The following is a 24,451-nucleotide window of genomic DNA, read 5'->3' as shown; positions in this document are numbered from 1 at the left end:
CCGGGCCCGTTCACACGCTCTGCCGACCGCCTACTACGCCTCGCGCCGCAGGCTCGGCTTCAGCTCCTTGAGCCGGCCGAGGAGGCCGTTGACGAAGGCCGGGGAATCGTCCGTGGAGAACTCCCTGGCGAGCTGCACAGCTTCGTCGAGCGCCACGGCGTCCGGCGTGTCGTCCACCCAGAGCAGCTCATAGGCGCCTAGCCGCAGAATGCTGCGGTCGGCCGCCGGCATCCGGTCGAGGTCCCAGTCGACCGCGTAGGTGGAGATCAGCTCGTCGATGCGGGCCACATGATCCGCATACCCCTCGACCAACTGGAGGGTGTATTCGTTCACCGGCGGCTGCCGTGGGTCGGTCCGGGCGTGCCGCATCCAGTCCGCGAGCACGGACTGCACATCGGCACCGCGCTGGTCGGCCTCGAAGAGAATCTGGAAGGCGCGCTTACGGGCCTTGGTACGGGCAGCCACGGTTAGCTGTTCACCCGGCCGAGGTAGTCGCCCGTGCGAGTGTCGACCTTGATCTTCTCGCCCTCGGTGATGAAGAGCGGCACCTGGATCTCGTAGCCGGTCTCCAGCGTGGCGGGCTTGGAGCCGCCGGTGGAGCGGTCGCCCTGGACGCCGGGCTCGGTGTGCTGGATGACGAGCTCGACGGCGGCCGGCAGCTCGACGTAGAGCACCTCGCCCTCGTGCTGCGCCACGACGGCCTCGAAGCCCTCGAGGAGGAAGTTCGCGGCGTCACCGACGGCCTTGCGGTCGACCATCAGCTGGTCGTAGGTGTCCATGTCCATGAAGACGAAGTACTCGCCGTCCATGTACGAGAACTGCATCCCACGCTTGTCGACAGTGGCCGTCTCGACCTTCACACCGGCATTGAAGGTCTTGTCCACCACCTTGCCGGAGAGCACATTCTTCAGCTTGGTGCGGACGAAGGCCGGGCCCTTACCGGGCTTGACGTGCTGGAACTCGACGACGGACCAGAGCTGGCCCCCTTCGAGCTTGAGCACCAGGCCGTTCTTGAGGTCGTTCGTGGAAGCCACGGTTGCGGAATCTCCTGGACTGCAGGTGGTGGGTACCTCGAAGCCGTACGCCGCAAGCCGTGGGGCTCACAGCGCGAGCAGCTCCTTGGTCGTGATCGTGAGTAGCTCGGGTCCGCCGTCCGCCTCGGGGCGGACGACGAGGGTGTCGTCGATCCGGACACCCCCACGGCCCGGGATGTGAACCCCCGGCTCGACGGTGACCGGCACGCAAGCGTCCAGTTTACCCATGGCCGCAGGCGACAATTGAGGGTCCTCGTCGATTTCGAGTCCCACGCCGTGCCCGGTCCACGCCCCGAGCCGCTCACCGTACCCCGCCGCGTCCAGCACATGGCGGGTCACCCGGTCCACGTCACGGCACTCCACACCCGGCGCCAGCGCCTCGCGACCGGCCCGCTGGGCTGCGAAAACAAGGTCGTACAGCTCGATCTGCCAGTCCGAGGGCGTGGTGCCGATGACGAAGGTCCGGCCGATCTCACAACGGTAGCCGCGGTAATTGGCGCCCAGGCAGACACTGAGGAAGTCGCCCTCCTCGACCCGCCGGTCGGTGGGCAGATGTCCGGAGCGGCCGGCGTTCGGGCCGGTCGCGACGGACGTGGGGAAGGCCGGGCCGTCCGCGCCGTGGTCGACCAGCCGGCGCTCCAGTTCCAGCGCGAGATGCCGCTCGGTGCGGCCGACCAGGATCGATTCGAGGAGCTCTCCCAGGGCCTGGTCGGAGATCTCGGCGGCGATCCGCAGACAGGCGATCTCCTCGTCGTCCTTCACCAGCCGCTGCCCCTCGACCGCGCAGGCCAGGTCGGTCAGCCGCAGCCGGGGCGCGACCTGGGAGAGCGCACGGTGCCGGGTGACGGTGAGGTGGTGCTCCTCGACGGCCAGGGTGTCCGCACCGGCCGTCGCGGCCAGGTCGGCGCCGGCCACGACCGGGTCGCCACCGCGGCTGGGCAGCACCGACACCCGGACGTCGTCGGCCGGCCGGCCCTCGGCGGGATCACCGCTCAGCGGTCTGCCGCACAGCAGCACATCGTCGGCCGGACCGAGCAGCAGCGCGGCGCCGGGCGGTGCGCAGCCCGTGAGGTAGCGGACGTTCGCGGGGCGCGAGATCAGTGCGGCGGCACTTCCGGTTGCGGCGCAGCGGTCGCGCAGCCGCGTGCGCCGGGCCGCGTACAACTCGGACATATCACGAGCGTACGGCCGGTCCCCCGAGGCGGCCGGTCGAGCGGGGCCGCCCGGGGGACCGGGCCGGTGCCGCCCGCTACCAGCTCGGCGGGCTGGCGATGCTGCGGGCGACGACGTCGTCCAGCACCCGCACGGTCGTGGCGACATCGTGCTGGGAGTTGTCGATGATCGGCAGGCCCGAGCCGTACCAGCCGGCCATCCGCCCGTGGATCCTGGCCACTTCTTCGTCGGACAGCCGGCGGTTGCCGCTGCGCCGGGCGTTGCGCTCCAGGACGATCTCCAGGCCGGGCAGCAGCACGATCGGCAGCAGGCCGGGGCCCACATGGCGCTTCCAGCCGCCGAGGCCGACGACCGGGCGGTCGGGGAAGACGGCGTCGTCGAGGATGCAGGAGATGCCGTTGGCGAGGAAGTTGCGGGCCGCGAAGCCGCAGGTGCGGCGGGCGAGGCGGTACTGGGCCTCGGAGTGGTCGTTCCAGCCGGCCTGCGGATCGGCGAAACCGGACCGGACCCATTCGCGGACGTCGTCGAGGCTGATGTGCGCGGTCGGCACCCGCCGGCTGTCGGCCCAGTGGCGCGCCACACTGGTCTTGCCGGCCCCGGCCGGACCGATGAGCAGCACCGCGACGGCCGCCAGCGTGGCGTCCGGCGCTGCGGTGTCGGTGGGCGGGCTGGGCAGCGGCACCGGGGCGGCCGGGGGGAGCTGCACATGGCCGGTGATGTCCGTGCTGTGTGAGGTGGGCGGGGCCTGCTGGGGCGCGGGCCCGTGCCAGCCCTGACCGGGGGCGGGCGGAGGCGGGGCCGGCGGCGAAGCGGGCGGGGTGTGCTGCCCCGGGTTGGGCGTCCAGTTCATGGCGGCACCGGGTGATGCCTGCCCGCGGGGCGGTGGCAGCGGAGCCCCCACTGCGTACTGCATCCGGTGGCTCTCCGTCTCGTGCGGTCGATGTGGTGCGGTGCTCCGTCGGCCAACGTCGGGTGGGGCTGCCCACCGGACGCCGGGGCTCGGCTGCCCGGTGCGTCCTGCGGTAACCCACCGGCCCGGAGGGGCCGTTGTGCCCCACGGCCGTCGGCGTGGGCGGTGCTGCTGCGAACGGTACCCTCCCGGCCGCGGCCGCAGGGCTTCCTCCCCCGGCGCTCGGTACATGAACGGCCGGGGGTGGAGTGACGTTCCGTGGGGAGGGTCAGCCGTCCAGTTCCTCGGCCAGCGCACGGAGCGCGAGACGGTACGAGCCGATGCCGAAGCCCGCGACCGTACCGCTGGCGACGGCCGCGAGGACCGAATTGTGGCGGAACTCCTCGCGCGCGTACGGGTTCGAGATGTGCACCTCGATCAGCGGGGCGGTGCGCTGGGCGGCCGCGTCCCGCATGCCGTACGAATAGTGCGTGAAGGCACCGGGGTTGATGACGACCGGAATGCGTCCGTCGGCGGCCTCGTGCAGCCAGCGGATCATCTCCCCCTCGTCGTTGGTCTCCCGGACCTCGGCCTCGAACCCCAGCTCCTTGCCCAGCCGGGTGCACTCCTCGACCAGGCCGGCGTAGGACGTGGCGCCGTAGACATCGGGTTCACGGGAGCCCAGCCGGCCGAGGTTGGGGCCGTTGAGGACCAGCACCCGGCGGGTCATGCCGCGATCTCCGCGTGCGCGGCGAGCAGCATGGCCGGGTCCGGGCCCTCCAGGACGGTCGGCTTGGCGAGGCCGTCCAGGACGATGAAGCGCAGCCGGTCACCGCGGGACTTCTTGTCGACCTTCATGGTCTCCAGCAGCTTGGGCCACTGGTCGCCGCGGTAGGTCAGCGGCAGCCCGACGGACTCCAGGACGGAGCGGTGCCGGTCGGCGGTGGCGTCGTCCAGGCGGCCGGCGATCCGGCCGAGTTCGGCGGCGAAGACCATGCCGACGGAGACGGCCGCGCCGTGCCGCCAGTTGTACCGCTCGTTCTTCTCGATGGCGTGCGCCAGGGTGTGGCCGTAGTTGAGGATCTCGCGCAGACCGGACTCCTTGAGGTCCGCGGAGACCACCTCGGCCTTGACCCGGATCGCCCGCTCGATCAGCTCAGCGGTGTGCTCACCGTCCGGGCGCTTGGCGGCCTCCGGGTCCGACTCGATCAGGTCGAGGATCGCCGGGTCGGCGATGAAGCCGGCCTTGATGACCTCGGCCAGACCGGAGACGTAGTCGTGCACCGGCAGCGAGTCGAGCGCGGCCAGGTCGCAGAGGACTCCGGCCGGCGGGTGGAAGGCGCCGACGAGGTTCTTGCCCTCGGCGGTGTTGATGCCGGTCTTGCCGCCGACCGCCGCGTCCACCATGCCCAGGACCGTCGTCGGCACCGCGATCCAGCGCACCCCGCGCAGCCAGGTCGCGGCGACGAAGCCGGCCAGGTCGGTGGTGGCGCCGCCGCCGACGCCGACGAGCACATCGCTGCGGGTGAAGCCGGACTGGCCGAGCGCCTTCCAGCAGTACGCCGCGACCTCGGCGGTCTTGGCCTCCTCGGCGTTCGGCAGCTGGACGGCGATCGCCTCGTAGCCCTGGGAGGCCAGGTCCTCGCGCAGCGCCTCGCCGGTGGCGGCCAGCGCCTCCGGGTGCAGCACCGCGACCCGCTTCGCGCTGTCGCCGATCAGACCCGGGAGTTCGCCGAGCAGCTGCCGTCCGACGAGCACCTCGTACGGGTCGGTGCCCGCCGTGCCGCCGACCTGGATACGGGTGGCCTGCTCCGTCATGCCTGTTCCTCCCTGTGGGCGGCCGGCGGGGTCTGCCCCGCGGCCTGCCGTAGCTCCAAAGCGTCCAGGATCGCCTCGGCGACCTGCGCGGGGCTGCGCTCCGCCGTGCTGATCACTGCGCGCGCCACCTCGGTGTACAGCGGGCGGCGGCGTTCCATCAGCTCACGCCACTGCTTCCGCGGGTTGACGGCCAGCAGCGGGCGGGGCGCGTCGAGGCCCACCCGCTTGACGGCATCGGCGAGTTGGACGTCCAGGAAGACCACCGGCAGGCCGGCCAGCAGCTTGCGGGTGCCGTCGTCCAGGATCGCGCCGCCGCCGAGCGAGAGCACGCCCGGGTGGCTCTCCAGCGCGTCGCGCACCGCGGTCCGCTCCAGTTCGCGGAAGTGCGGCTCGCCCTCGTCGATGAAGATCTCGGCGATCGGCCGGCCGGCCATGGCGACGATATCGGCGTCGGTGTCCCGGTAGCCGACGCCCAGCCGGTCGGCCAGCAGCGCGCCCACCGTCGACTTGCCGGCCCCGGGCGGGCCGACCAGCACGACGAGCGGGGACGTCATTTGATCGCCAGGTTGTCGAGGAAGCTGCGCACATTGCGGCGGGTCTCGGGCACGCTGTCGCCGCCGAACTTCTCCAGCACCGCGTCCGCCAGCACGAGGGCCACCATCGCCTCGGCGACGATGCCCGCGGCGGGCACCGCGCAGACGTCCGAGCGCTGGTGGTGCGCCTTGGCCGCTTCACCGGTGGTCACATCGATGGTCGCCAGCGCCTTCGGCACCGTCGCGATCGGCTTCATCGCGGCGCGCACCCGCAGCAGCTCGCCGGTCGTCAGCCCGCCCTCGGTGCCGCCGGAGCGGCCCGAGCTGCGCTTGATCCCGTCGTCGGTCGAGAGGATCTCGTCATGGGCCTTCGAGCCCGGCACCCGCGCCAGGTCGAAGCCGTCACCGACCTCGACGCCCTTGATCGCCTGGATGCCCATGAGGGCGGACGCCAGCCGGGCGTCCAGACGCCGGTCCCAGTGGACGTGCGAGCCGAGGCCCACGGGCACGCCGTACGCCAGCACCTCGACCACGCCGCCGAGGGTGTCGCCGTCCTTGTGGGCCTGGTCGATCTCGGCCACCATCGCCTTGCTCGCGTCCGCGTCCAGGCAGCGCACCGGGTCGGCGTCCAGCTTCTCCACGTCGGAGGGCTTCGGGTAGACCCCGTACGGGGCCTTGGCCGCGGCCAGCTCGACGACGTGCGAGACGATCTCGATGCCGGCCGTCTCCTTGAGGAAGGAACGGGCGACGGCCCCCAGGGCGACCCGGGCGGCGGTCTCACGGGCGGAGGCGCGCTCCAGGATCGGGCGGGCCTCGTCGAAGCCGTACTTCTGCATCCCGGCGAGGTCGGCGTGGCCGGGGCGGGGACGGGTCAGCGGCGCGTTACGGGCCAGCGCGGCCAGCTCCTCCGCGTCCACCGGGTCGGCCGCCATCACCTGCTCCCACTTGGGCCACTCGGTGTTGCCGACCATCACGGCCACCGGCGAGCCCAGCGACAGGCCGTGCCGCACCCCGCCCAGGAACGTGACCTGGTCCTGCTCGAACTTCATCCGGGCACCGCGGCCGTAGCCGAGCCGGCGCCGGGCCAGGGCGTCCGCCACCATCGCCGTGGTGATCGGGACTCCGGCCGGAAGGCCCTCCAGCGTCGCCACGAGTGCGGGGCCGTGCGACTCCCCCGCCGTCAGCCAGCGCAACCTGCTCAACGGTGCTCCTCATGTACTGCTCATCCGCATACGGTCTTCCCCCGATCCTCCCACGTCGCGCGCGACGGGCGGCGCCCAGTCCAGGGGGCGGACCGGGCGCGTGAGGACGGAAGGGGCGGGGCGGGACGGACCGGACGGGTCAGCGGGCGGCGAGCGCCGCCTCGCCGGCCGTGCGCATCGCGGCCAGCGGCGCCGGGGACCGCCCCGTCATGTGCTCCATCTGGAGTACGGCCTGGTGGACCAGCAGGTCCAGGCCGCCGACCACGGCGCCGCCACGGGCGGCCCAGGCGGTGGCCAGCGTCGTCGGCCAGGGCTCGTAGAGGACGTCGAAGAGCGTGCCGGGCCGCTCGGGGACGGCTGCGGCGAGCGCGTCGGTGGTGCCCGCCGGGGTCGTGGCGATGGTCAGCGGCGCCTCGAAGGCCGCGGCGGCGTCCTCCCAGGCGGCGGTGCGGACCGTGACGCCCAGCCGCTCGCCCCAGCCGCGCATCTCGTCGGCGCGCGCCCGGCTGCGGACGTACGCGGTGACCTCGCCGGTGCAGATCCGGGAGAGCGCGGCGAGCGCCGAGGAGGCGGTGGCGCCGGCGCCCAGGACCGACGCGCGCTCGACCTGCCGCACGCCGCGTTCGCGCAGCGCGGCGAGCATGCCCGGGATATCGGTGTTGTCGCCGAGGCGGCGCCCGTCGGCGGTGAGGACGACGGTGTTCACCGCCTCGACCGACGCCGCGGTGGCACTGATCTCGTCGAGCAGCGGGATCACCGCGCGCTTGAGCGGCATGGTGAGCGAGAGACCCGCCCAGGTGGCGTCGAGGCGCTCCATGAAGGCGGGCAGCGCCGCTTCATCGACCTCGTGGCGGTCGTACGTCCACTCGCTCAGCCCCAGTTCCCGGTAGGCGGCGCGGTGCAGCACCGGCGAGAGGGAATGGGCAATCGGGGAGCCGAGAACCGCGGCTCGACGTGTGGCGCTCATTGCTTGTTTTTCTCTTGTTCCTTTTCGTAGATGCGCCGGTTCCGCTCGTGCTCTTCGTTCGTCACAGCGAACAGCGTCTTTTCCGGGTTGATCGAGACGAAGTAGTACCAGTTGCCCTTTTCCGGGGCGATGGCCGACTTGAGCGCCACCTCACCCGGATTGCCGATCGGGCCCGGCGGCAGTCCCTTGAACTTGTAGGTGTTGTACGGATCGTTGAAATTCCGCAGATTGTCGACGGATCCGGTGTCCAGGGTGCTCTGGGACTTGGCGTAGTTCACCGTCGAGTCGAAGTCCAGCAGGCCGTACGTCTCGGTGTTGTCCGGCTTGAGGCGGTTGTAGACGACGCGCGCGACCTTGACGAAGTCATGCTTGTACTTGCCTTCGGCCTGCGTGAGGCTGGCGACGGTGAGCAGCTGCATCGGCGAATCGAGCTTGAGCTTGCGCGCATTCCCTTCCAGGTCGTATTTCGTATAGACCTGGTTCGCCCGCGCCACCATCTGCTTCAGGACCGCGGCCGGCTTCGTCTTGCCGCCCACGCTGTACGTGGAGGGGTAGAGGAATCCCTCCAGCGGGTCCTTCAGCTTCGAGGAGTTGTCCGCCCACGACGGGAGCCCGAGGTTCTTGGCCTCGCTCTCGGCGACACCCTCGGTCGTGCCCTTCTTGAGGTGCAGCTTGGTGTCGATGAGTTTGTAGACGTCGGCGGAGCGCAGGCCCTCACGGATCGTCAGGCCGTTACGGCTCTTGGGGTCCAGCATCAGCTCGATGGCCGAGGCCGCCGACATCTGCTTGCGCAGCGAGTACGTACCGGCCTGGAGGCTCTTGTCGCCGGCCGCCTCGGTGAAGGCGCCGACGCTCTTGATGACGCCCTCGCGCTGGAGGATCTGGCCCATGTCCGAGAGCGTCGAACCGTCCGGGATGTCGACCTGGACATCGCCGGACCCCTCGCCCTCGTAGTCGGGGGCCGATCCGAAGTGCGCCATGAAGAAGTCGTAGCCGAAATAGCCGACCGTGCCCACGGCCCCGGCGAAGACCAGCGCGACGACCAGGCAAGCGGTGCCGCTGCGCCGTTTTTTGTTCTTCTTGCCACGGCGCTCGCGGCCGGCCCGGCGCTGTTCGCGCGGGTCGTTGTCGTCGTGGCCGTCGTCCTCGCCGCCACCCGCGAAGAACGCATGCTCCGGCTCCGGCTCGCGGGGTTCCGGTTCGGCCCGCCAGTCGTCGCCGGCGCCGTCGCCCTCGCCGTAGTGCGGCTCCGTCTGCTGCGGATACTGCGGGCTCTGCTGCTGGTACTGCTGCTGTTGTTGCTGCTGCTGCCGCAGATGCTGAGGCTGCGGCGGCGGATAGGCGTCGGGAGTGGCGTAGTAGTCGGGGCTCGTACCGCTGTACGGGTCGACCGGCGGGTGCTGCTGCCCGTAGGGGTCGTACGGCTCGTACGGCAGCTGCCCGCCCTGCGAGGTGTCCCAGCCGCCGTCGTAGTGCTGCTGGGCATACGGGTCGGCCTGCTGCTGGGGGTACCGGGGGGCCGGCTGTCCGTCCCACTGAGGCTGCTGCGCCTGGCCTCCGGAGGAACCCTGGTCTCCGTAGAGCGGGTCCTCGGGGTGCCACGGTTCGGAGCCGTAGCCCCGGCCATACTCGGTCATCGATCCCCTAGAGCCGAGAGGCGGTGCGCTCCGGCCTGGCAGCGCGCTTGCTGTACCCGACCCGCCTCTACTTGCACGCGCGGCTGTTCGAACGCCGCACATCGCGCGGAACGTTACCGTACCGCGATCAGATGACCACTTCGACGCTCTCGCCCGGAGGTTCCCCGGAGACACGTTCGGTCTCCAGCGCGCTCTGGAGGATGACCACCGCCGCCGCCTGGTCGACGACCGAGCGGCCCTTCTTGCTCCGCACGCCCGAGGCCCGCAGGCCCTGGGTCGCGGTGACCGTCGACATCCGCTCGTCGACCAGCCGGACCCCTACGGGTGCGATGTTCCGGGCCATCTCCTGGGCGAAGGCCCGGACCTTGGCCGCGGCCGGCCCCTCTCCCCCATTGAGGGAGCGGGGCAGGCCGACCACGACTTCGAGGGGCTCGTACTCGTCGACGATCGCCTTGAGACGACGGTGTGCTGACGGAACGTCCCGTCCCGGCACGGTCTCGACGGGAGTGGCGAGGACCCCGTCGGGGTCGCACGAGGCGACCCCGATACGGGCGTCCCCGACATCCACCGCGAGGCGTCGGCCGCGTCGCATCTCACTCACGCGCGTCAGGCCGCCTCGGCGACGAGGCGCTCGACGGCCTCGATGGCCTCGGGCACCGCAGCGGCGTTCTGGCCGCCGCCCTGGGCGACGTCCGGCTTGCCGCCGCCACCGCCACCGAGCGTCTTGGCGGCCGTACGAACCAGGTCACCGGCCTTGATGCCGCGCTCGCGGGCGGCCTCGTTGGTGGCGATGACCGTCACCGGGCGGCCGCCCGCCACCGTGAAGAGCGCCACCACGGCGGCCCGGTCGCCGGGGATCCGGCCGCGCACATCGAGCACCAGCTTGCGCAGATCGTCGGCGGAGGTGCCGTCCGGGACCTGACCGGCGGCGAGCGCCACACCGCGGACGTCCTTGGCGCCCGCGGCCAGCCCGGCGGCGGCCTGGAGCACCTTCTCGGCGCGGAACTTCTCGATCTCCTTCTCGGCGTCCTTCAGCTTGGCCAGGACGCCGGAGATCTTCTCGGGCAGCTCCTCCGGGCGTCCCTTGACCAGCTCGGTGAGCTGGGAGACGACGGTGTGCTCGCGGGCGAGGAACTTGTAGGCGTCCACACCGACCAGCGCCTCGACGCGGCGTACGCCGGAGCCGATGGAGGACTCACCGAGCAGCTTCACCAGACCCAGCTGAGCGGTGTTGTGGACGTGCGTGCCGCCGCACAGCTCCTTGGAGAAGTCACCGATGGTGACCACGCGGACGCGGTCGCCGTACTTCTCGCCGAATTCGGCGATGGCGCCCTGCTTCTTGGCGTCCTCCATGCTCATGACCTCGGCGTGCACGTCGAGCTCGCGGGAGAGCACCTCGTTGATCTTCTGCTCGACGTCCGTGAGGACTCCGCCGGGCACGGCGGCCGGCGAACCGAAGTCGAAGCGGAAGCGGCCCGGGGAGTTCTCCGAGCCGGCCTGCGCGGCCGTCGGGCCGAGGGCGTCGCGCAGCGCCTGGTGCGTGAGGTGGGTGGCGCTGTGGGCGCGGGCGATGGCGCGCCGGCGGGTGATGTCGATGGTGGCGTACGCGGCGGAGCCGAGCACCACCTCACCGACCTGGACGGCGCCCTTGTGGACCGTGACACCGGGCACCGGCTGCTGGACGTCGCGGACCTCGACGACGGCGCCGGAGTCCAGCTTGATCCGGCCGGTGTCGGCGAGCTGGCCGCCGCCCTCGGCGTAGAAGGGGGTGCGGTCCAGGACGACCTCGACCTCGTCGCCCTCATGGGCGGCGGGGGCCGGGACGCCGTTGACCAGCAGGCCGACGATGGCGGACTCGCCCTCGGTGGCGCTGTAGCCGGTGAACTCCGTGGCACCGGACTTGTCGGCGACCTCGCGGTAGGCGGACAGGTCGGCGTGGCCGCTCTTCTTCGACTGGGCGTCGGCCTTGGCGCGCTCCCGCTGCTCCTTCATCAGGCGGCGGAAGCCGTCCTCGTCCACCGACAGGCCCTGTTCGGCGGCCATTTCGAGGGTGAGGTCGATCGGGAAGCCCCAGGTGTCGTGGAGCAGGAAGGCCTTGTCGCCGGCCAGGACCTTGCCGCCGGAGGCCTTGGTGTCGGTGACGGCGGTGTCGAGGATGTTCGTGCCGGCCTTCAGTGTCTTGACGAAGGCGGCCTCCTCGGCGAGGGCGACCGTCTCGATGCGACGGCGGTCCTCGAGCAGCTCCGGGTACTGCTGGCCCATGGTCTTGATGACCACGTCCAGCAGCTCGCCGACGACCAGGCCGGAGGCACCGAGCAGCCGCATGTTGCGGATGGCACGGCGCATGATGCGGCGCAGGACGTAACCGCGGCCCTCGTTGCCGGGGGTGACGCCGTCGCCGATGAGCATCGTGGACGTACGGATGTGGTCGGCGACCACGCGCAGCGAGACATCGCTGTCGTGCGCGGTGCCGTAGCGGACCCCGGTCAGCTCGGTGGCCTTGTCGATGACGACACGCAGGGTGTCCGTCTCGTACATGTTCGGGACGTCCTGGAGGATCATCGCCAGGCGCTCGAGGCCGAGGCCGGTGTCGATGTTCTTGCTGGGCAGCTCGCCGAGGATCTCGAAATCCTCCTTGCCGGTGCCCTGGCCCCGCTCGTACTGCATGAAGACCAGGTTCCAGATCTCCACGTACCGCTCGTCGTTGACGGCCGGGCCGCCCTCGACGCCGAATTCCGGACCACGGTCGTAGTTGATCTCGGAGCACGGGCCGCAGGGGCCCGGGACGCCCATGGACCAGTAGTTCTCCTTCTTGCCCAGGCGCTGGATGCGCTCCTTGGGCACCCCGATGACCTCGTGCCAGATGCGCTCGGCGTCGTCGTCCTCGAGGTAGACGGTGATCCAGAGCTTCTCCGGGTCGAGGGCGTAGCCACCGTCGGCCTGGGAGCCGGTCAGCAGCTCCCAGGCGTACTTGATGGCGCCTTCCTTGAAGTAGTCGCCGAAGGAGAAGTTGCCGCACATCTGGAAGAACGTGCCGTGCCGGGTGGTCTTGCCGACCTCTTCGATGTCCGGCGTACGGACGCACTTCTGGACGCTGGTGGCGCGCGGGGCGGGCGGCTTGACCTCACCGAGGAAGTACGGCTTGAAGGGGACCATGCCCGCGTTGACGAGCAGCAGCGTCGGGTCGTCCGCGATGAGCGACGCCGACGGCACGACGGTGTGCCCGCGCTCCTCGAAGAAGCGCAGCCAGCGGCGGCGGATTTCAGCCGACTCCATCAGTGGTCCTCTTTTCCAGTCGGTCCGGTCAGACCGGTAGATCCGGTTGTTCTCGTGGTGCGGTACTGCGATTCGAGCACCGCGCGGCGAGGCGCGGGCAGCTCACGCACCTCGCCCGTCCCGCCGAGGCCCAGGGCCTCGTGCAGCTGCTCTTCACGGTCCGCCATTCCGGTCCGTACGTCCAATGCAAATTGGCGCAGCCGGTGTCCGGTCTCGACGGCCTTGTCCGCGGCCTGTGCGGCGAGGCTGTCGGGCTGCAACTTGCGCAGCTTGCGGTGGACCTTGTTGGTGGCCCAGACGCCGGCGGCGGCGCCGGTGGTGAACCAGAATGCGCGGCGGAACATCGCTGTGATCAGTCCTTGGAGCGACGGTTGCGGCGCCCGCCGCGGCGGGCGCCGGGCAGGGTACGGCCGAGGACGACGGTGCGCTCCGCGCGCCGGGCGGCAGGGGCTTCCTCGCCCTTCTTGCCGATCGCGCGGCGCACGCCGTAGCCGAACGCCGCCATCTTGACCAGCGGGCCGCCGAAGGCGGAGGAGACGGTCGAGGAGAGCGCGGAGGCGTTGGCGGTGACCTCTTGGACGTCGGAGGCAATGGCGTCGACGCGGGCCAGCTGGGTGTGCGCGGAGCGGACGGTCGCGGAGGCGTCGGCCAGGAGCGGGACAGCCCGCTCGGACACTTCGGCCACCATCTTGGTGGTCGCCTTGAGCGTCTGCGCGAGCCTCACCAGCACGAGGGCGAGGAACGACACAAGGATCGCCCAGAAGACGGCCACGAGGATCCCGGCCACCTCTCCACCGGACACGTTGGCACCACACTCCGACTGATTTGGTCTGGGCTCGTTCCCGCTCGGCTGTCCCGCTCGAACGGCAACCTTGACCTTATCGCGCCGTGACTGTCCGTCCGTACCCCGTTCCCCCTGGAACGCGGAGCGCCGGCCCCGGATTCCCGAGGCGTGTTTGTACGGTGCGCATCCTGCCGAGTACGCTCCGTGTGCCATGCGACGCCTCACGCGCCCCGGCCCTGCTCCCCGTCCCTCCCCCGCGCGTCTGCGGGAGCCGGACCGGCCGGGGAATCTGCCCGCGGAGCTCAACGGCTTCATCGGCCGCCACGACGAACTGGCCGCGCTGGCACGGCAGCTGGAATCCGCCCGGCTGGTGACGCTCACCGGCCTCGGCGGCGTCGGCAAGTCGCGACTTGCCCGCCATGCGGCAGGGATCTTGCAGGATCGCTTCTGCGATGGGGTGTGGCTGGTCGAACTGGCCTCCCTGCACGAACCGCACCTCCTGGACCACACCGTCGCCGAGGCGCTGGGAGCCACCGGCCACAGCGGCCGCCCGGTGCGCTCCGCCCTGTGCGACCTCCTCGCCGACCGGGACCTGCTGCTCGTCTTGGACGGCTACGAGCACCTGGTCGACGCCTGCGCCGAACTGACCGGGCAGCTGCTGCGCCGCGCCCCCGGGCTCCAGGTGCTGGCCGCGGGCCGGCGGCCGCTCGGGCTCGACGGCGAGCGGACCGTGCCGCTGGCGCCGATGAACACCGCCGATGCGACCGCCCTGTTCGCCGACCGCGCCGCTGCCGTCGTCCCCGGGTTCACCGTCGAGCCGTCCAACGAGACGGCGGTCACCGAGCTCTGCGACCGGCTCGACGGCATTCCGCTCGCGCTGGAGCTGGCCGCCGGACGGCTGCGGGCACTGTCCGTGGACCAGGTGCTGCACCGGCTCGACGACCGTTTCCGGCTGCTGACCGGCACCCGCCCGCGGCGCTCCCCCGACCTCTCGGCCGCACTCGGTCAAGGGGGACTCCAGTCCAAGGTCCCGGCCCCGCGCCGGCAGGGCGGGCCCCCGCCGCGCCACCAGACGCTGCGTACCGCGATCGGCTGGAGCCACGAGCTGTGTACGTCCGAGGAACGGCTGCTGTGGGCGCGGCTGACGGTCTTCGCCGGGCACTTCGATCTGGAGGCGGCCGAATACGTCTGCTCGGGGCCGGAGCTGCCGGCCGAGGAACTCCTCGACGTCCTCACCGAGTTGGTCACCCAGTCGGTGCTCGTACGCGAGGAGACCGCGGCCGGGGTCCGCTACCGGATGCTGGACACCGTACGGGCCTACGGGGCGGGCTGGCTGGCGGCGACGCCCGACGGCGAGCGGCTGCGGCGCCGGCACCGCGACTGGTATCTGGGGCTGGCCACCTGGTGCGAACTGGACTGGTTCAGCTCCCGGCAGGCCGAGATCGCGGCCCGGATCGAGGCCGAGCTGCCCAATCTGCGGGTGGCGCTGGAACAGAGCCTGGAGACCCCCGCCGATACCCACCTGGGCCAGTACCTGGCGGGCACGCTGTGGTTCTACTGGGTCGGCTGCGGCCGGCTCTCGGAGGGCCGGCACTGGCTGGACTGGGCCCTGGAGCTGGAGAGCACCCACGACGAGGCGCGGATGAAGGCGCTGTGGGTGACCGGCTACGTCGCGGTGCTCCAGGGGGACACCGTCGGCGCGCTGGGGGCCCTCCAGGAGTGCCGTGACGAGGCCGAGCGGACCGGCAACGCCACCGCGGCCGCGTATGCGCTGCACCGCACCGGCTGTCTGGCACTGGTCTGCGACGACATGCCGCGCGCCGAGAAGCTGCTGCGCGCGGCGCTGGACCGCTACCGGGAGATCGGCGAGCTCAACAGCACTGTGCTGCTGGGGCAGGTCGCGCTGGCGATGGCAGTGGCCTTCCAGGGCGAGCTGGCGGACGCGGTGCGGATGTGCGAGGACGTCCTGGAGGTGTGCGAGGAGCACGGCGAGCGCTGGACGCTGGCGTACGCCCAGTACGTGCTGGCCTTCGCGGCATGGTCCCGTGGGGACGGCGGGCGGGCCCGTGCGCTGCTGGAGGAGTGCCTGGCCATCGATCACACCTTCCACGATCTGCTGGGCGCGGTGCTGGCGATCGAGCTGCTGGCCCTGGTGACGCTCGGCGAGGGCGATGCGGAGGAGGCGGCGGTGCTCCAGGGCGCCGCGGGACGGATCTGGCCGTCGGTGGGGCTGCCGCTGTTCGGCTCGCGGCACTTCAACCAGCCGCATGCGCTCTGCGAGGAACAGGCCCGCGAGCGGCTGGGAGCCGAGCGCTACGAGCACTGCCGGCGGGTGGGCGAGCGGCTCGACCTGGACACGGCGGTGGCCCGGGTCCTGCGGCCCGCCGGCCTGCTGCCCGCGCAGCTCCGTACGGTGCGGATCACGGCGCCGGGCACGCACGAGCCCGCCGCCTCCCCCTCCGCGAGCGGCGGGGAGACGGCGGGCTGAGGTGGTGCTGCGCCTGCGGTGGTGCTTAGCGGGCGTAGTACTCGACGACGAGCTGCTCGTCGCAGATCACCGGGATCTCCTTGCGGTTCGGGTCCCGGTCGAGACGGAACGCCAGAGCCGGCAGGTTGACCTCGAGGTAGCGCGGGGTCTCACCGTCGGTGTCGTAGCCACCCTCGCGGGCGACCTGGAAGGGGTGCTTCTCGCGGCTGCGCTCGCGGACCATCACGACGTCGCCGGGGCGGACGCGGAAGGACGGCTTGTCGACCTTGCGGTCGTTCACCGAGATGTGGCCGTGGACGACCATCTGACGAGCCTGGTAGATGGTGCGGGCGATGCCCGACCGCAGGACGAGCGCGTCCAGACGGCGCTCAAGCTCGATGATCAGCGCTTCGCCGGTCTTGCCTTCGACCTTCCGAGCGCGGTCGTAGGCACGCGCCATCTGGCGCTCGCTGATGTCGTACTGCGCACGCAGACGCTGCTTCTCGAGCAGACGGACCTTGTAGTCACTGCTCTGCTTGCGGCCACGGCCGTGCTCGCCGGGCGGGTAGGGACGGGCCTCGAAGTACTTGACGGCCTTCGGCGTCAGCGCGATGCCGAGCGCGCGGGACTTCTTGACCTTGGGACGCGACTGGTTCACGTGGAACGGACCTCCGTGTAAGTTAGGTGAGGCTTACCTTAGCGCGAGGAGGACGTATGTTTCGACCTGGGATCCCCCTGCCCAGTGCGCACCGCACCGAGGCGGGTCAGCCGCGTCCCGTGGAAGACGCCCAGCAGCCCACAGCCGCCGAGCGCGTACGAACCCTCGTCGAGTCCAATGGTATGGCGTCTTTGAGCATCCCTGGTGTCGAGGACCCCGACGAGACGGGTCTCTCGGCTCCTGTCTGCCGCGCGGTGACACCCGACGGAGACGTGCTGTTGCTGGTTCCAGGCGATTCTGCGGCGGCTCGGGCCGCCGCACACGCTCAGGACGACGACCTGACGGCAGTGATGGAGATCACGGACGTCGCACCGGTTTCGGTGCCTCATCGCATCCGCGGACGGGCCTGGGTGGCCGGCTGGCTGACCCCCGTACGCAATGAGCAGCGCGCCGAGGCGGCGATGCTGCTCGCGGAGCGGCATCCGGTGGGCGAGCTGCTCGGTATCGGTGAGGCACTCCAGCCGGACCCGGCACCGGGCCTCTACGGGCGGACCGCCTGGATGATGCTGCGCCTGGAGGTCGGTGAGGGAGCGGTGGACGACCTGTGGGGCGCCGAACCCGTCGAGCCCGACGAGTTCGCCACCGCGGCCCCCGATCCGCTGGCCGCCCATGAGGCGGAGCTGCTCCAGCATCTGCACGCGGCACACAACGAGCAGGTGCGCGGGCTGTGCGCCCTGCTGGGCGACCGCCAGGAGCTCTGCGGCCTGCGCGACCGGGCCGTGCCGGTGGGTCTGGACCGCTTCGGGCTGCGGGTCCGCTTCACGGATGCCGAGCAGCGGTCCTTCGACGCGCGGTTCGACTTCCCCGAGCCCGTACGGGACGTGGCGGAGCTGCGGCGGGCGATGCATCTCCTCTTCGAGGCAGCGGCCGGGTAGCCCGGAGCCGCTCGTCGGCCACGGTGCGCTGCGAGCCCCCGCCCGGCCCGGGGCACCCGGCAGGGCGGTCGTCCCCCGGGGTCCGGCGGGGCCTGCGCGCCGGCCGGTCCGGCCGGATCAGCCGGCAACCACTCGGCTGCCGGCTACTCGGCGGCCGCCTCGCCGGAGGCCGAGCGCAGGCGGACGCGGACGCGCTCGACCACATCGGCATAGCGCGCCTCGGCACCATGGCGGGTGGGCTCGTAGTAGCGCTTGCCGTGCACCTCGTCCGGCGCGTACTGCTGCGCCGCGATGCCGCCCGGCAGGTCATGGGGGTACTGATAGCCCTGGCCGTGGCCGAGCTTCTGAGCACCCTTGTAATGACTGTCGCGCAGATGCGGCGGCACCGCGCCCGCCTGACCGGCCCGCACGTCCGCCAGGGCGGCGTCGATGGCCATATAGGCGGCGTTCGACTTCGGGGCGAGGGCGAGCGCGATGGTGGCCTGGCTCAGCGTGATCCGCGCCTCCGGGAAGCCGATCATCGCCACGGCCTGGGCGGCGGCGACCGCGGTCTGGAGTGCCGTCGGATCGGCCAGGCCGATGTCCTCGCTCGCGGAGATCATCAGCCGGCGGGCGATGAACCGCGGGTCCTCCCCCGCCTCGATCATGCGCGCCAGGTAATGCAGCGCGGCATCGACGTCCGATCCCCGGATGGACTTGATCAGCGCGCTGGCGACGTCGTAATGCTGGTCCCCGTCGCGGTCGTACTTCACCGCCGCCCGGTTGACGGACTCCTCCAGCGTCTGGAGGGTGACCTCCTTCTCCCCCTTGGCCAGCGCGGAGCCGGCACCGGCCTCCAGGGCCGTCAGCGCCCGCCGGGCATCGCCACCCGCGATACGCAGCAGATGCCCTTCGGTGTCCTCGGGGAGGGTGACCGAGCCCGCCAGCCCGCGCGCATCGGTCAGCGCACGCTGGAGCAGGCCGCGCAGATCGTCGTCCGTGAGGGGTTCGAGGGTCAGCAGCAGTGAACGGGACAGCAGCGGCGAGATCACCGAGAAATACGGGTTCTCGGTCGTCGCGGCGATCAGGGTGACCCAGCGGTTCTCCACGGCGGGCAGCAGGGAATCCTGCTGGGCCTTGCTGAAGCGGTGGATCTCGTCGAGGAAGAGGACGGTCTCCTTGCCGAAGCCGCCCGAGGCGCGCCGGGCGCCGTCGATGACCGCGCGGACCTCCTTGACGCCCGCCGTGATCGCCGAGAGCTCCACGAAGCGCTTGTTCGTCGCCTGGCTGACGACATACGCGAGGGTCGTCTTGCCGATCCCCGGCGGCCCCCACAGGAACACCGAGGACGGCCCGGCCGGGCCTCCGTTGCCCTCGCCCACCAGCCGGCGCAACGGCGAGCCCGGCTTGAGCAGATGCTGCTGGCCCACGACTTCGTCGAGGGTGCGCGGACGCATCCGCACGGCGAGCGGGGACCCCGCGGGGTCTTTCTCCTGGCGGTCTTCGGCAGCGGCGGTGAACAGGTCGGGCTCCACGCTCATGAGCCTAAGCCACCCCACTGACAACGCCCCGGCCGCCGTCATGGACGGGCCGGGGCGTCAGCGCCGTACGCGCAGGCTCGGGCCTAGAGCAGGGTGCTCCAGTAGGACCACCACTTGGTAAGGATCAGCAGCGCGATCACGCCGTACCAGAGCACCGGTACGACCCAGTGGAACTCCACCACCGTCCGGCGCAGCCCCGCGGGGGCCGGGATGATGCCGTGCTTGAGGTTGTGCGCGGTGGTGTACCAGAACATCAGGATGGTCACGCACCAGGTCAGCGTGCACCACAGGCACAGCGAATTGATGCTGTACAGCGACTGGTCCATCAGCCACATGCAGAAGACCGCGCCGAGGCCCGTGCCGATGTTCAGCCCGATCCAGTACCAGCGGCGGAAGCGGGCGCCGGCCAGCAGGGCCATGCCGATCGCGACGACCACGCCGAAGCCGACCAGCCCGGCCATCGGGTTCGGGAAGCCGAAGACGTCCGCCTGCTTGCTCTGCATGATGTTGGTGCAGGAGATGATCGGGTTGAGACTGCACGCCGGCTTGTAGTTCGGGTCCTTCAGCAGCTCGAACTTGTCCAGGGTGATGATCCAGGCGGCGAAGATGCCCAGTGCGCCGGTGATCACCAGGAGCAGGGCGAAACCGCGACCCGAGCCGATGGTGCCCGCGCCGCTCGCGCGGTCGTCGTCGGTGGACACGTCGTCAAGCGCTGTCGTCGTCATATCGCCGTTCCGTCGATCCCTGAGGAGATGGTCTGAGCAAGCGGGCCCCGGTCGCGGCGCCGCCGTTCATTCTGCCCCAACTCCACCATGACCCACTGTGCGATGAACATAAAGCCGAGGCGTCCGCACACAGCGTTCTCTCAGCCTTCGCCCGCTCCGGCCCTGCCCGGCCGCCCGTCCGGGGGCGCGCCGCCGCCGCTGCGGCGGTCCCGGAATCCCTCCGCCGGGATGAATGCGCAGCGGGCATTGACACGGGACGCCCGGCAGCACGAGGGCCCGGACGGCCGATCGCCGTCCGGGCCCCTCGGGGTCTGTCTGCCGTGCGGCCTCAGCCCAGCCGGCGCCGGATCTCCTCGGCGACACCGTCCAGCGCGACCGCGGCCTGCTCGCCGCTCTCCAGGTCCTTGAGCTGGACGACGCCCTCGGCGAGGTCCCGCTCGCCCGCCACGAGCGCCAGCCGCGCGCCGGAGCGGTTGGCGGACTTCATGGCGTTCTTCAGGCCCTTGCCGCCGAACGCGAAGTCGGTGGCGACACCGGACCGGCGCAGCTCGGTGACCACCCCGAACAGCACCCGGCGGGCCTCCTCGCCGAGCGGTACCGCGTACACGGCGGTGGCGGCGGGGATGTCGAGCGTGACGCCCTCCGCCTCCAGGGCCAGCGCCGTACGGTCGACGCCCAGCGCCCAGCCGACGGACGGCAGCGCGGGGCCCCCGATCATCTCGGAGAGGCCGTCGTAGCGGCCGCCGCCGCCCACCGCGGACTGCGAGCCGAGGCCGTCGTGGACGAACTCGAAGGTGGTGCGGGTGTAGTAGTCCAGGCCGCGGACCAGCTTCTCGTCGTCCTCGAAGGCCACGCCCGCCGCGGTCAGCAGCTCGCGCACCTGCTCGTGGTACGCCTTGCATGCCTCACAGAGGTAGTCGCGGAGCTTGGGCGCCCCGTCGAGCTGCTTCTGTACGGACTCGCGCTTGTCGTCCAGGACGCGCAGCGGGTTGATGTCGACCCGGCGGCGGGTGTCCTCGTCCAGGTCGAGCCCGCGCAGGAAGTCCTGGAGCGCGGCGCGGTAGACCGGCCGGCACTCCTTGTCGCCCAGGGAGTTCAGCAGGATGCGGAAGCTCCGCAGGCCCAGCGCGCGGTAGGCCTGGTCGGCCAGGATGATCAACTCGGCGTCCAGCGCCGGGTCTTCGGTGCCGATCGCCTCCGCGCCGACCTGCGAGAAGTGGCGGTAACGGCCCTTCTGCGGACGCTCGTAGCGGTAGTACGAGCCGGAGTACCAGAGCTTGACCGGCAGGTTGCCGGCCTTGTGGAGGCTGGCCTCCAGCGCGGCGCGCAGCACGGACGCGGTGCCCTCGGGGCGCAGCGCCAGCTGGTCGCCGCCCTTGGTCTCGAAGGCGTACATCTCCTTGGTCACGATGTCGGTGGACTCACCGACGCCGCGCGCGAACAGCTCGACGTTCTCAAAACCGGGCGTCTCGATGTAGCCGTACCCGGAGTTCTTCAGCGGCGCGGCGATCGCCTCGCGCACCGCGAGATAGGTGGCGGACTGCGGCGGAATCAGGTCGTACGTGCCCTTGGGGGCCTTGAAGGTGCTCACGGAAGCTCTCGTCACATTCCTCGTCGTGGAGCGGCGCTGAAGCCGTCTCCGAGGCCGGCGGCCACTTCCCGCAGGAAGGGGTTGGCGGCGCGCTCGCGGCCGATGGTGGTCTGGGGGCCGTGGCCGGACAGGACGACGGTCGAGTCCTCCAGCGGCAGGCACACACGCGCCAGCGACTGCAAGATCTCGGCGTGGTCGCCGCCCGGCAGGTCGGTGCGTCCGATGGAGCCGGCGAACAGCAGGTCGCCCGAGAAGAAGACCGGCGGAATGTCGGCCTGCTCGGGCATCCTGAACGTCACCGACCCCTTGGTATGGCCCGGGGCGTGCGCGACGGAGAATTCCATCCCGGCGAGTTCCAGGGCGGCACCGTCGCTCAGCTCCTTGACGTCGTCCGGCTCCCCCACCGTGAGTTCGCCCATGAGCTGCTGTCCGATGGAGCGGCCGATGGCCTTCTCCGGGTCGCTCATCATGTAGCGGTCCGAGGGGTGGATCCAGGCCGGGACATCGTGCGCGCCGCACACCGGTACGACGGAGGCGACATGGTCGATGTGGCCATGGGTGAGGACGACCGCGACGGGCTTGAGCCGATGCTTTTTGACCGCGTCCTCGACTCCTTGGGCCGCCTGGTGGCCCGGGTCGATGATGACGCACTCCTCGCCTGCTGCGGGGGCGACCAAGTAGCAGTTGGTGCCCCAGGCCCCGGCGGGGAACCCGGCAATCAGCACGTTCGTCCTTAAAGGTCGGTGTGGAGATCGGTCCGCCAGACCGCTTCTCCCGGACATCTCGGCAGCTCCAGAGCCTACCGGCGGGACTCCCGGCAGGGCGAACCCATATACCGTACGGCCACGGCGCACGAGCGCGATCGATGATCGGACAAGGAGACGACCGGTGGTCAGCAAAGATCAGCGGCGGCGGCAGCTCGCCCGCGAGAAGTACGAGCGTCAGCAGCAACGGCGGTCCGTGGCCCAGCGGAAGAACAAACGCCGCACCGTGATCATCGCGTCCGTCGTGGCCGTCGCGCTGGCCGCCGGAGCCGCGGTCTACGCCACCGCCGGGCTCGCGGGCGGCAGCGACGAGGTGTCCGACCGGGCCGCGGCCCCGACGCCGTCCAAGGCACCGGACCCGTGCAACAGGCCCGTGAAGGGCGCACCGTCGCAGAAGACCTGGCCGAAGGAGCCGGCGATGTCGGTCGACACGTCGGCCTCGTACGCCGTGAAGCTGGCGACGACCTGCGGCACGATCGGTCTGAAGCTGGACGCGGGCAAGGCGCCCCACACGGTCAACTCCTTCGCCTTCCTGGCCGGCCAGGGCTACTTCGACCACAGCAAGTGCCACCGCCTGGTCGACGCGGACATCCACGTCCTCCAGTGCGGCGACCCGAAGGGCACCGGCCGCGGTACCCCCGGCTACACCATCCCGGACGAGAACCTCAAGGACCCGCGGCTCAAGGGCGGCGTCTATCCGGCGGGCACGGTCGCGATGGCCAACCGCTACGACGGAGCGAGCGACAAGAGCCGCAACTCCGGTGGCAGCCAGTTCTTCCTCGTCTACCAGGACAGCAAGCTGCCCGCGAACTACACACCGTTCGGCACCGTCACGGGCGGTATGGACGTCCTGCGGAAGATCGCCAAGGCCGGTTCGACGCTGGACCCGCAGACCCGCAACACGGCGCCCAACGCCACCGTCGTGATCGACAAGGCGTCCGTGAAGAAGTCCTGACCAGCCGGGCGACCCGGGGGCGGCGCCACGGCACCGCCCCCGGCGAACCGCGGAATTTCGTCGTGCTGGATGCGGACAGCCGACCGCCGGTCGCCTAGATTGGCGTTGTGTAGGGTGCCTGCTCCGACGGCTGCCACCCTCACCCGCAAATCAGCCCGTCGGACCGGCCAGGGCGCGGCTCTGCCGGACAGAAACTGTGGACGATGCCGGGGGGCCGCACGCCCCCGTCGGCATCATGTGGAGGAGGCGCTGTGAGCAGCGACCCATGGGGCCGCGTCGACGAGACGGGGACCGTGTACGTGCGTACCGCCGATGGCGAGCAGGTCGTCGGATCGTGGCAGGCGGGAACTCCCGAGGAGGCCCTCGCCTACTTCGAGCGCAAGTATGAGGGCCTGGTCGTCGAGATCGGCCTCCTCGAGCGCCGGGTCAAGACCACCGACCTGTCGGCGAAGGACGCGACGACCGCGATCGGCCATCTGCGCACCCAGGTCGACGAACACCACGCGGTGGGCGATCTGGACGCGCTGCGCAAGCGGCTGGACAAGCTCGTGGAGACCGTCGAGTCGCGCCGCGAGGAGCGCAAGGCGCAGAAGGCCCGGCAGAGCGACGAGGCCCGGCACGCCAAGGAGAAGCTGGTCGCCGAGGCGGAGGAACTGGCGGCCAGCGAGCAGTGGCGGGTGGCCGGCGAGCGGCTGCGTGCGCTGGTCGACACCTGGAAGGGCCTGCCGCGGCTCGACCGCAAGGCGGACGACGAACTGTGGCACCGCTTCTCGCACGCCCGCTCGGCGTTCTCCAAGCGGCGCAAGGCGCACTTCGCGTCGCTGGACGCGCAGCGCGAGGAGTCCCGTAAGGCGAAGGAGAAGCTGGTCTCCGAGGCCGAGTCGCTGTCGAACTCGACGGACTGGGGGGCCACCGCGGCCCGCTACCGCGAGCTGATGGCGGACTGGAAGGCCGCGGGCCGCGCCCAGCGCGAGCACGAGGACGACCTGTGGAACCGCTTCCGCGGCGCCCAGGACATCTTCTTCCAGGCCCGCGGTGAGGTCTTCGCGGAGCGCGACGCCGAGCAGCAGGAGAACCTGACCCGCAAGGAGGAGCTGGCCGTCGAGGCCGAGAAGCTGCTTCCGGTCTCGGACCTGAAGGCCGCGCGGGCGGCGTTCCGCTCGATCAACGAGCGGTGGGAGGCCATCGGCCATGTCCCGCGGGACGCCCGCCCCAAGATCGAGGGCCGGATGCACGCTGTCGAGCGGGCCATCCAGGAGGCCGAGGAGAGCGAGTGGCGCCGTACGAACCCTGAGGCGCGGGCCCGCGCCGCGGGGCTGACCGGCCAGCTCCAGGACGCGGTCGACAAGCTGGAGAAGCAGATCGACACGGCCCGGGCGGCGGGCAACAACGCCAAGGCCGACAAGCTCGGCCGGGAGCTGGAGGGCCGCAAGGCGCTGCTGGACCAGGCGCTCAAGGGCCTGGAGGAGTTCGGCGGGTGACAAGCCCGGTGGACGTGAGGCGGCCCCGGTACGGATCTTCCG

At 71.1% G+C, this 24,451-nt stretch carries 23 protein-coding genes; 4 read left to right on the top strand and 19 right to left on the bottom strand.

The genetic code is table 11. From position 1 onward, the window contains the following. Positions 1-33 precede the first annotated feature (33 nt). The 14 genes from nusB to IF67_RS0119360 all read right to left on the bottom strand — a co-directional run bounded on the left by nusB (position 34) and on the right by IF67_RS0119360 (position 13,331). Positions 34-465, bottom strand: coding sequence for a transcription antitermination factor NusB (gene nusB, locus IF67_RS0119425; protein WP_030987312.1), 432 nt, complete (start codon positions 463-465; stop codon positions 34-36). A gap of 2 nt (positions 466-467) precedes the next feature. Then, positions 468-1,034 (bottom strand): elongation factor P, encoded by a 567-nt coding sequence (gene efp, locus IF67_RS0119420; protein ID WP_030076436.1) that lies wholly within the window; start codon positions 1,032-1,034, stop codon positions 468-470. Between the two features lie 66 nt (positions 1,035-1,100). After that, positions 1,101-2,207 (bottom strand): aminopeptidase P family protein, encoded by a 1,107-nt coding sequence (locus IF67_RS0119415; protein ID WP_030987310.1) that lies wholly within the window; start codon positions 2,205-2,207, stop codon positions 1,101-1,103. A 76-nt stretch (positions 2,208-2,283) separates the two neighbouring features. Further along, a complete protein-coding gene (locus IF67_RS0119410; protein ID WP_030987308.1) occupies positions 2,284-3,120 on the bottom strand; it encodes a Pro-rich N-terminal domain-containing protein in 837 nt (278 codons plus the stop codon). 265 nt (positions 3,121-3,385) lie between these two features. Continuing rightward, a complete protein-coding gene (gene aroQ, locus IF67_RS0119405) occupies positions 3,386-3,826 on the bottom strand; it encodes a type II 3-dehydroquinate dehydratase (protein ID WP_030987306.1) in 441 nt (146 codons plus the stop codon). Continuing rightward, the gene (aroB, locus tag IF67_RS0119400) at positions 3,823-4,914 is read right to left on the bottom strand and encodes a 3-dehydroquinate synthase (RefSeq protein WP_030987304.1); all 1,092 of its coding nucleotides are present in this window, start codon (positions 4,912-4,914) and stop codon (positions 3,823-3,825) included. The genes aroQ and aroB overlap by 4 nt, the downstream gene beginning before the upstream one ends. Then, positions 4,911-5,468: a shikimate kinase gene (locus IF67_RS0119395; protein ID WP_030987303.1), complete on the bottom strand. Its 558-nt coding sequence runs from the start codon at positions 5,466-5,468 to the stop codon at positions 4,911-4,913. Before IF67_RS0119395 ends, aroB begins: the two co-directional genes overlap by 4 nt. Continuing rightward, complete coding sequence (aroC, locus tag IF67_RS0119390) at positions 5,465-6,649, bottom strand: chorismate synthase (RefSeq protein ID WP_030987301.1); 1,185 nt, start codon at positions 6,647-6,649, stop codon at positions 5,465-5,467. Before aroC ends, IF67_RS0119395 begins: the two co-directional genes overlap by 4 nt. A gap of 139 nt (positions 6,650-6,788) precedes the next feature. Further along, the gene (locus tag IF67_RS0119385; protein WP_030987300.1) at positions 6,789-7,616 is read right to left on the bottom strand and encodes a shikimate dehydrogenase; all 828 of its coding nucleotides are present in this window, start codon (positions 7,614-7,616) and stop codon (positions 6,789-6,791) included. Beyond that, on the bottom strand, positions 7,613-9,253 hold the full coding sequence (gene mltG, locus IF67_RS0119380) for an endolytic transglycosylase MltG (protein WP_030987298.1): 1,641 nt from the start codon (positions 9,251-9,253) through the stop codon (positions 7,613-7,615). Before mltG ends, IF67_RS0119385 begins: the two co-directional genes overlap by 4 nt. Positions 9,254-9,380: 127 nt before the next feature. Then, positions 9,381-9,845, bottom strand: coding sequence for a Holliday junction resolvase RuvX (gene ruvX / locus IF67_RS0119375; RefSeq protein ID WP_030987296.1), 465 nt, complete (start codon positions 9,843-9,845; stop codon positions 9,381-9,383). Positions 9,846-9,859: 14 nt separating this feature from the next. After that, positions 9,860-12,529 (bottom strand): alanine--tRNA ligase, encoded by a 2,670-nt coding sequence (gene alaS / locus IF67_RS0119370; protein ID WP_030987295.1) that lies wholly within the window; start codon positions 12,527-12,529, stop codon positions 9,860-9,862. Then, positions 12,529-12,873 (bottom strand): DUF6167 family protein, encoded by a 345-nt coding sequence (locus IF67_RS0119365; RefSeq protein WP_030076408.1) that lies wholly within the window; start codon positions 12,871-12,873, stop codon positions 12,529-12,531. The genes alaS and IF67_RS0119365 overlap by 1 nt, the downstream gene beginning before the upstream one ends. 8 nt (positions 12,874-12,881) lie before the next feature. Continuing rightward, on the bottom strand, positions 12,882-13,331 hold the full coding sequence (locus IF67_RS0119360; RefSeq protein WP_234341186.1) for a DUF948 domain-containing protein: 450 nt from the start codon (positions 13,329-13,331) through the stop codon (positions 12,882-12,884). A gap of 193 nt (positions 13,332-13,524) precedes the next feature. On the opposite strand from IF67_RS0119360, the gene IF67_RS0119355 reads away from it, so the two are divergent. Further along, positions 13,525-15,801, top strand: a complete 2,277-nt coding sequence (locus IF67_RS0119355; protein WP_030987291.1) for an ATP-binding protein — start codon at positions 13,525-13,527, stop codon at positions 15,799-15,801. Between the two features lie 25 nt (positions 15,802-15,826). On the opposite strand, the gene rpsD is transcribed toward IF67_RS0119355, so the two are convergent. Then, on the bottom strand, positions 15,827-16,438 hold the full coding sequence (gene rpsD / locus IF67_RS0119350) for a 30S ribosomal protein S4 (protein WP_030987289.1): 612 nt from the start codon (positions 16,436-16,438) through the stop codon (positions 15,827-15,829). Between the two features lie 182 nt (positions 16,439-16,620). On the opposite strand from rpsD, the gene IF67_RS0119345 reads away from it, so the two are divergent. Beyond that, the gene (locus IF67_RS0119345; RefSeq protein ID WP_030987288.1) at positions 16,621-17,373 is read left to right on the top strand and encodes a DUF2470 domain-containing protein; all 753 of its coding nucleotides are present in this window, start codon (positions 16,621-16,623) and stop codon (positions 17,371-17,373) included. 143 nt (positions 17,374-17,516) lie between these two features. Here IF67_RS0119345 and IF67_RS0119340 read toward each other — a convergent pair whose 3' ends face one another. The 4 genes from IF67_RS0119340 to IF67_RS0119325 form a co-directional block, all read right to left on the bottom strand. Further along, positions 17,517-18,893, bottom strand: coding sequence for a replication-associated recombination protein A (locus tag IF67_RS0119340; protein WP_030987286.1), 1,377 nt, complete (start codon positions 18,891-18,893; stop codon positions 17,517-17,519). A gap of 83 nt (positions 18,894-18,976) precedes the next feature. After that, a complete protein-coding gene (locus tag IF67_RS0119335) occupies positions 18,977-19,618 on the bottom strand; it encodes a vitamin K epoxide reductase family protein (protein WP_030987284.1) in 642 nt (213 codons plus the stop codon). A gap of 328 nt (positions 19,619-19,946) precedes the next feature. Continuing rightward, positions 19,947-21,209: a histidine--tRNA ligase gene (gene hisS / locus IF67_RS0119330; RefSeq protein WP_030987282.1), complete on the bottom strand. Its 1,263-nt coding sequence runs from the start codon at positions 21,207-21,209 to the stop codon at positions 19,947-19,949. An 11-nt stretch (positions 21,210-21,220) separates the two neighbouring features. Further along, on the bottom strand, positions 21,221-21,934 hold the full coding sequence (locus IF67_RS0119325) for an MBL fold metallo-hydrolase (RefSeq protein ID WP_030987280.1): 714 nt from the start codon (positions 21,932-21,934) through the stop codon (positions 21,221-21,223). A 163-nt stretch (positions 21,935-22,097) separates the two neighbouring features. Here IF67_RS0119325 and IF67_RS0119320 point away from each other — a divergent pair, with 163 nt between their 5' ends. Both IF67_RS0119320 and IF67_RS0119315 read left to right on the top strand, forming a co-directional pair. Further along, positions 22,098-22,928, top strand: a complete 831-nt coding sequence (locus IF67_RS0119320) for a peptidylprolyl isomerase (protein WP_030987278.1) — start codon at positions 22,098-22,100, stop codon at positions 22,926-22,928. Between the two features lie 251 nt (positions 22,929-23,179). Further along, positions 23,180-24,409 carry a DUF349 domain-containing protein gene (locus tag IF67_RS0119315; RefSeq protein WP_030987276.1) on the top strand — a complete coding sequence of 410 codons (1,230 nt, stop codon included), beginning with the start codon at positions 23,180-23,182 and terminating at the stop codon, positions 24,407-24,409. The last annotated feature ends 42 nt before the right edge of the window (positions 24,410-24,451 follow it).

The sequence above is a fragment of the Streptomyces sp. NRRL S-1813 genome (assembly GCF_000719605.1).
Classification (GTDB): Bacteria; Actinomycetota; Actinomycetes; order Streptomycetales; family Streptomycetaceae; genus Streptomyces; species Streptomyces decoyicus.
This window is presented reverse-complemented; position numbering and strand designations above follow the sequence as displayed.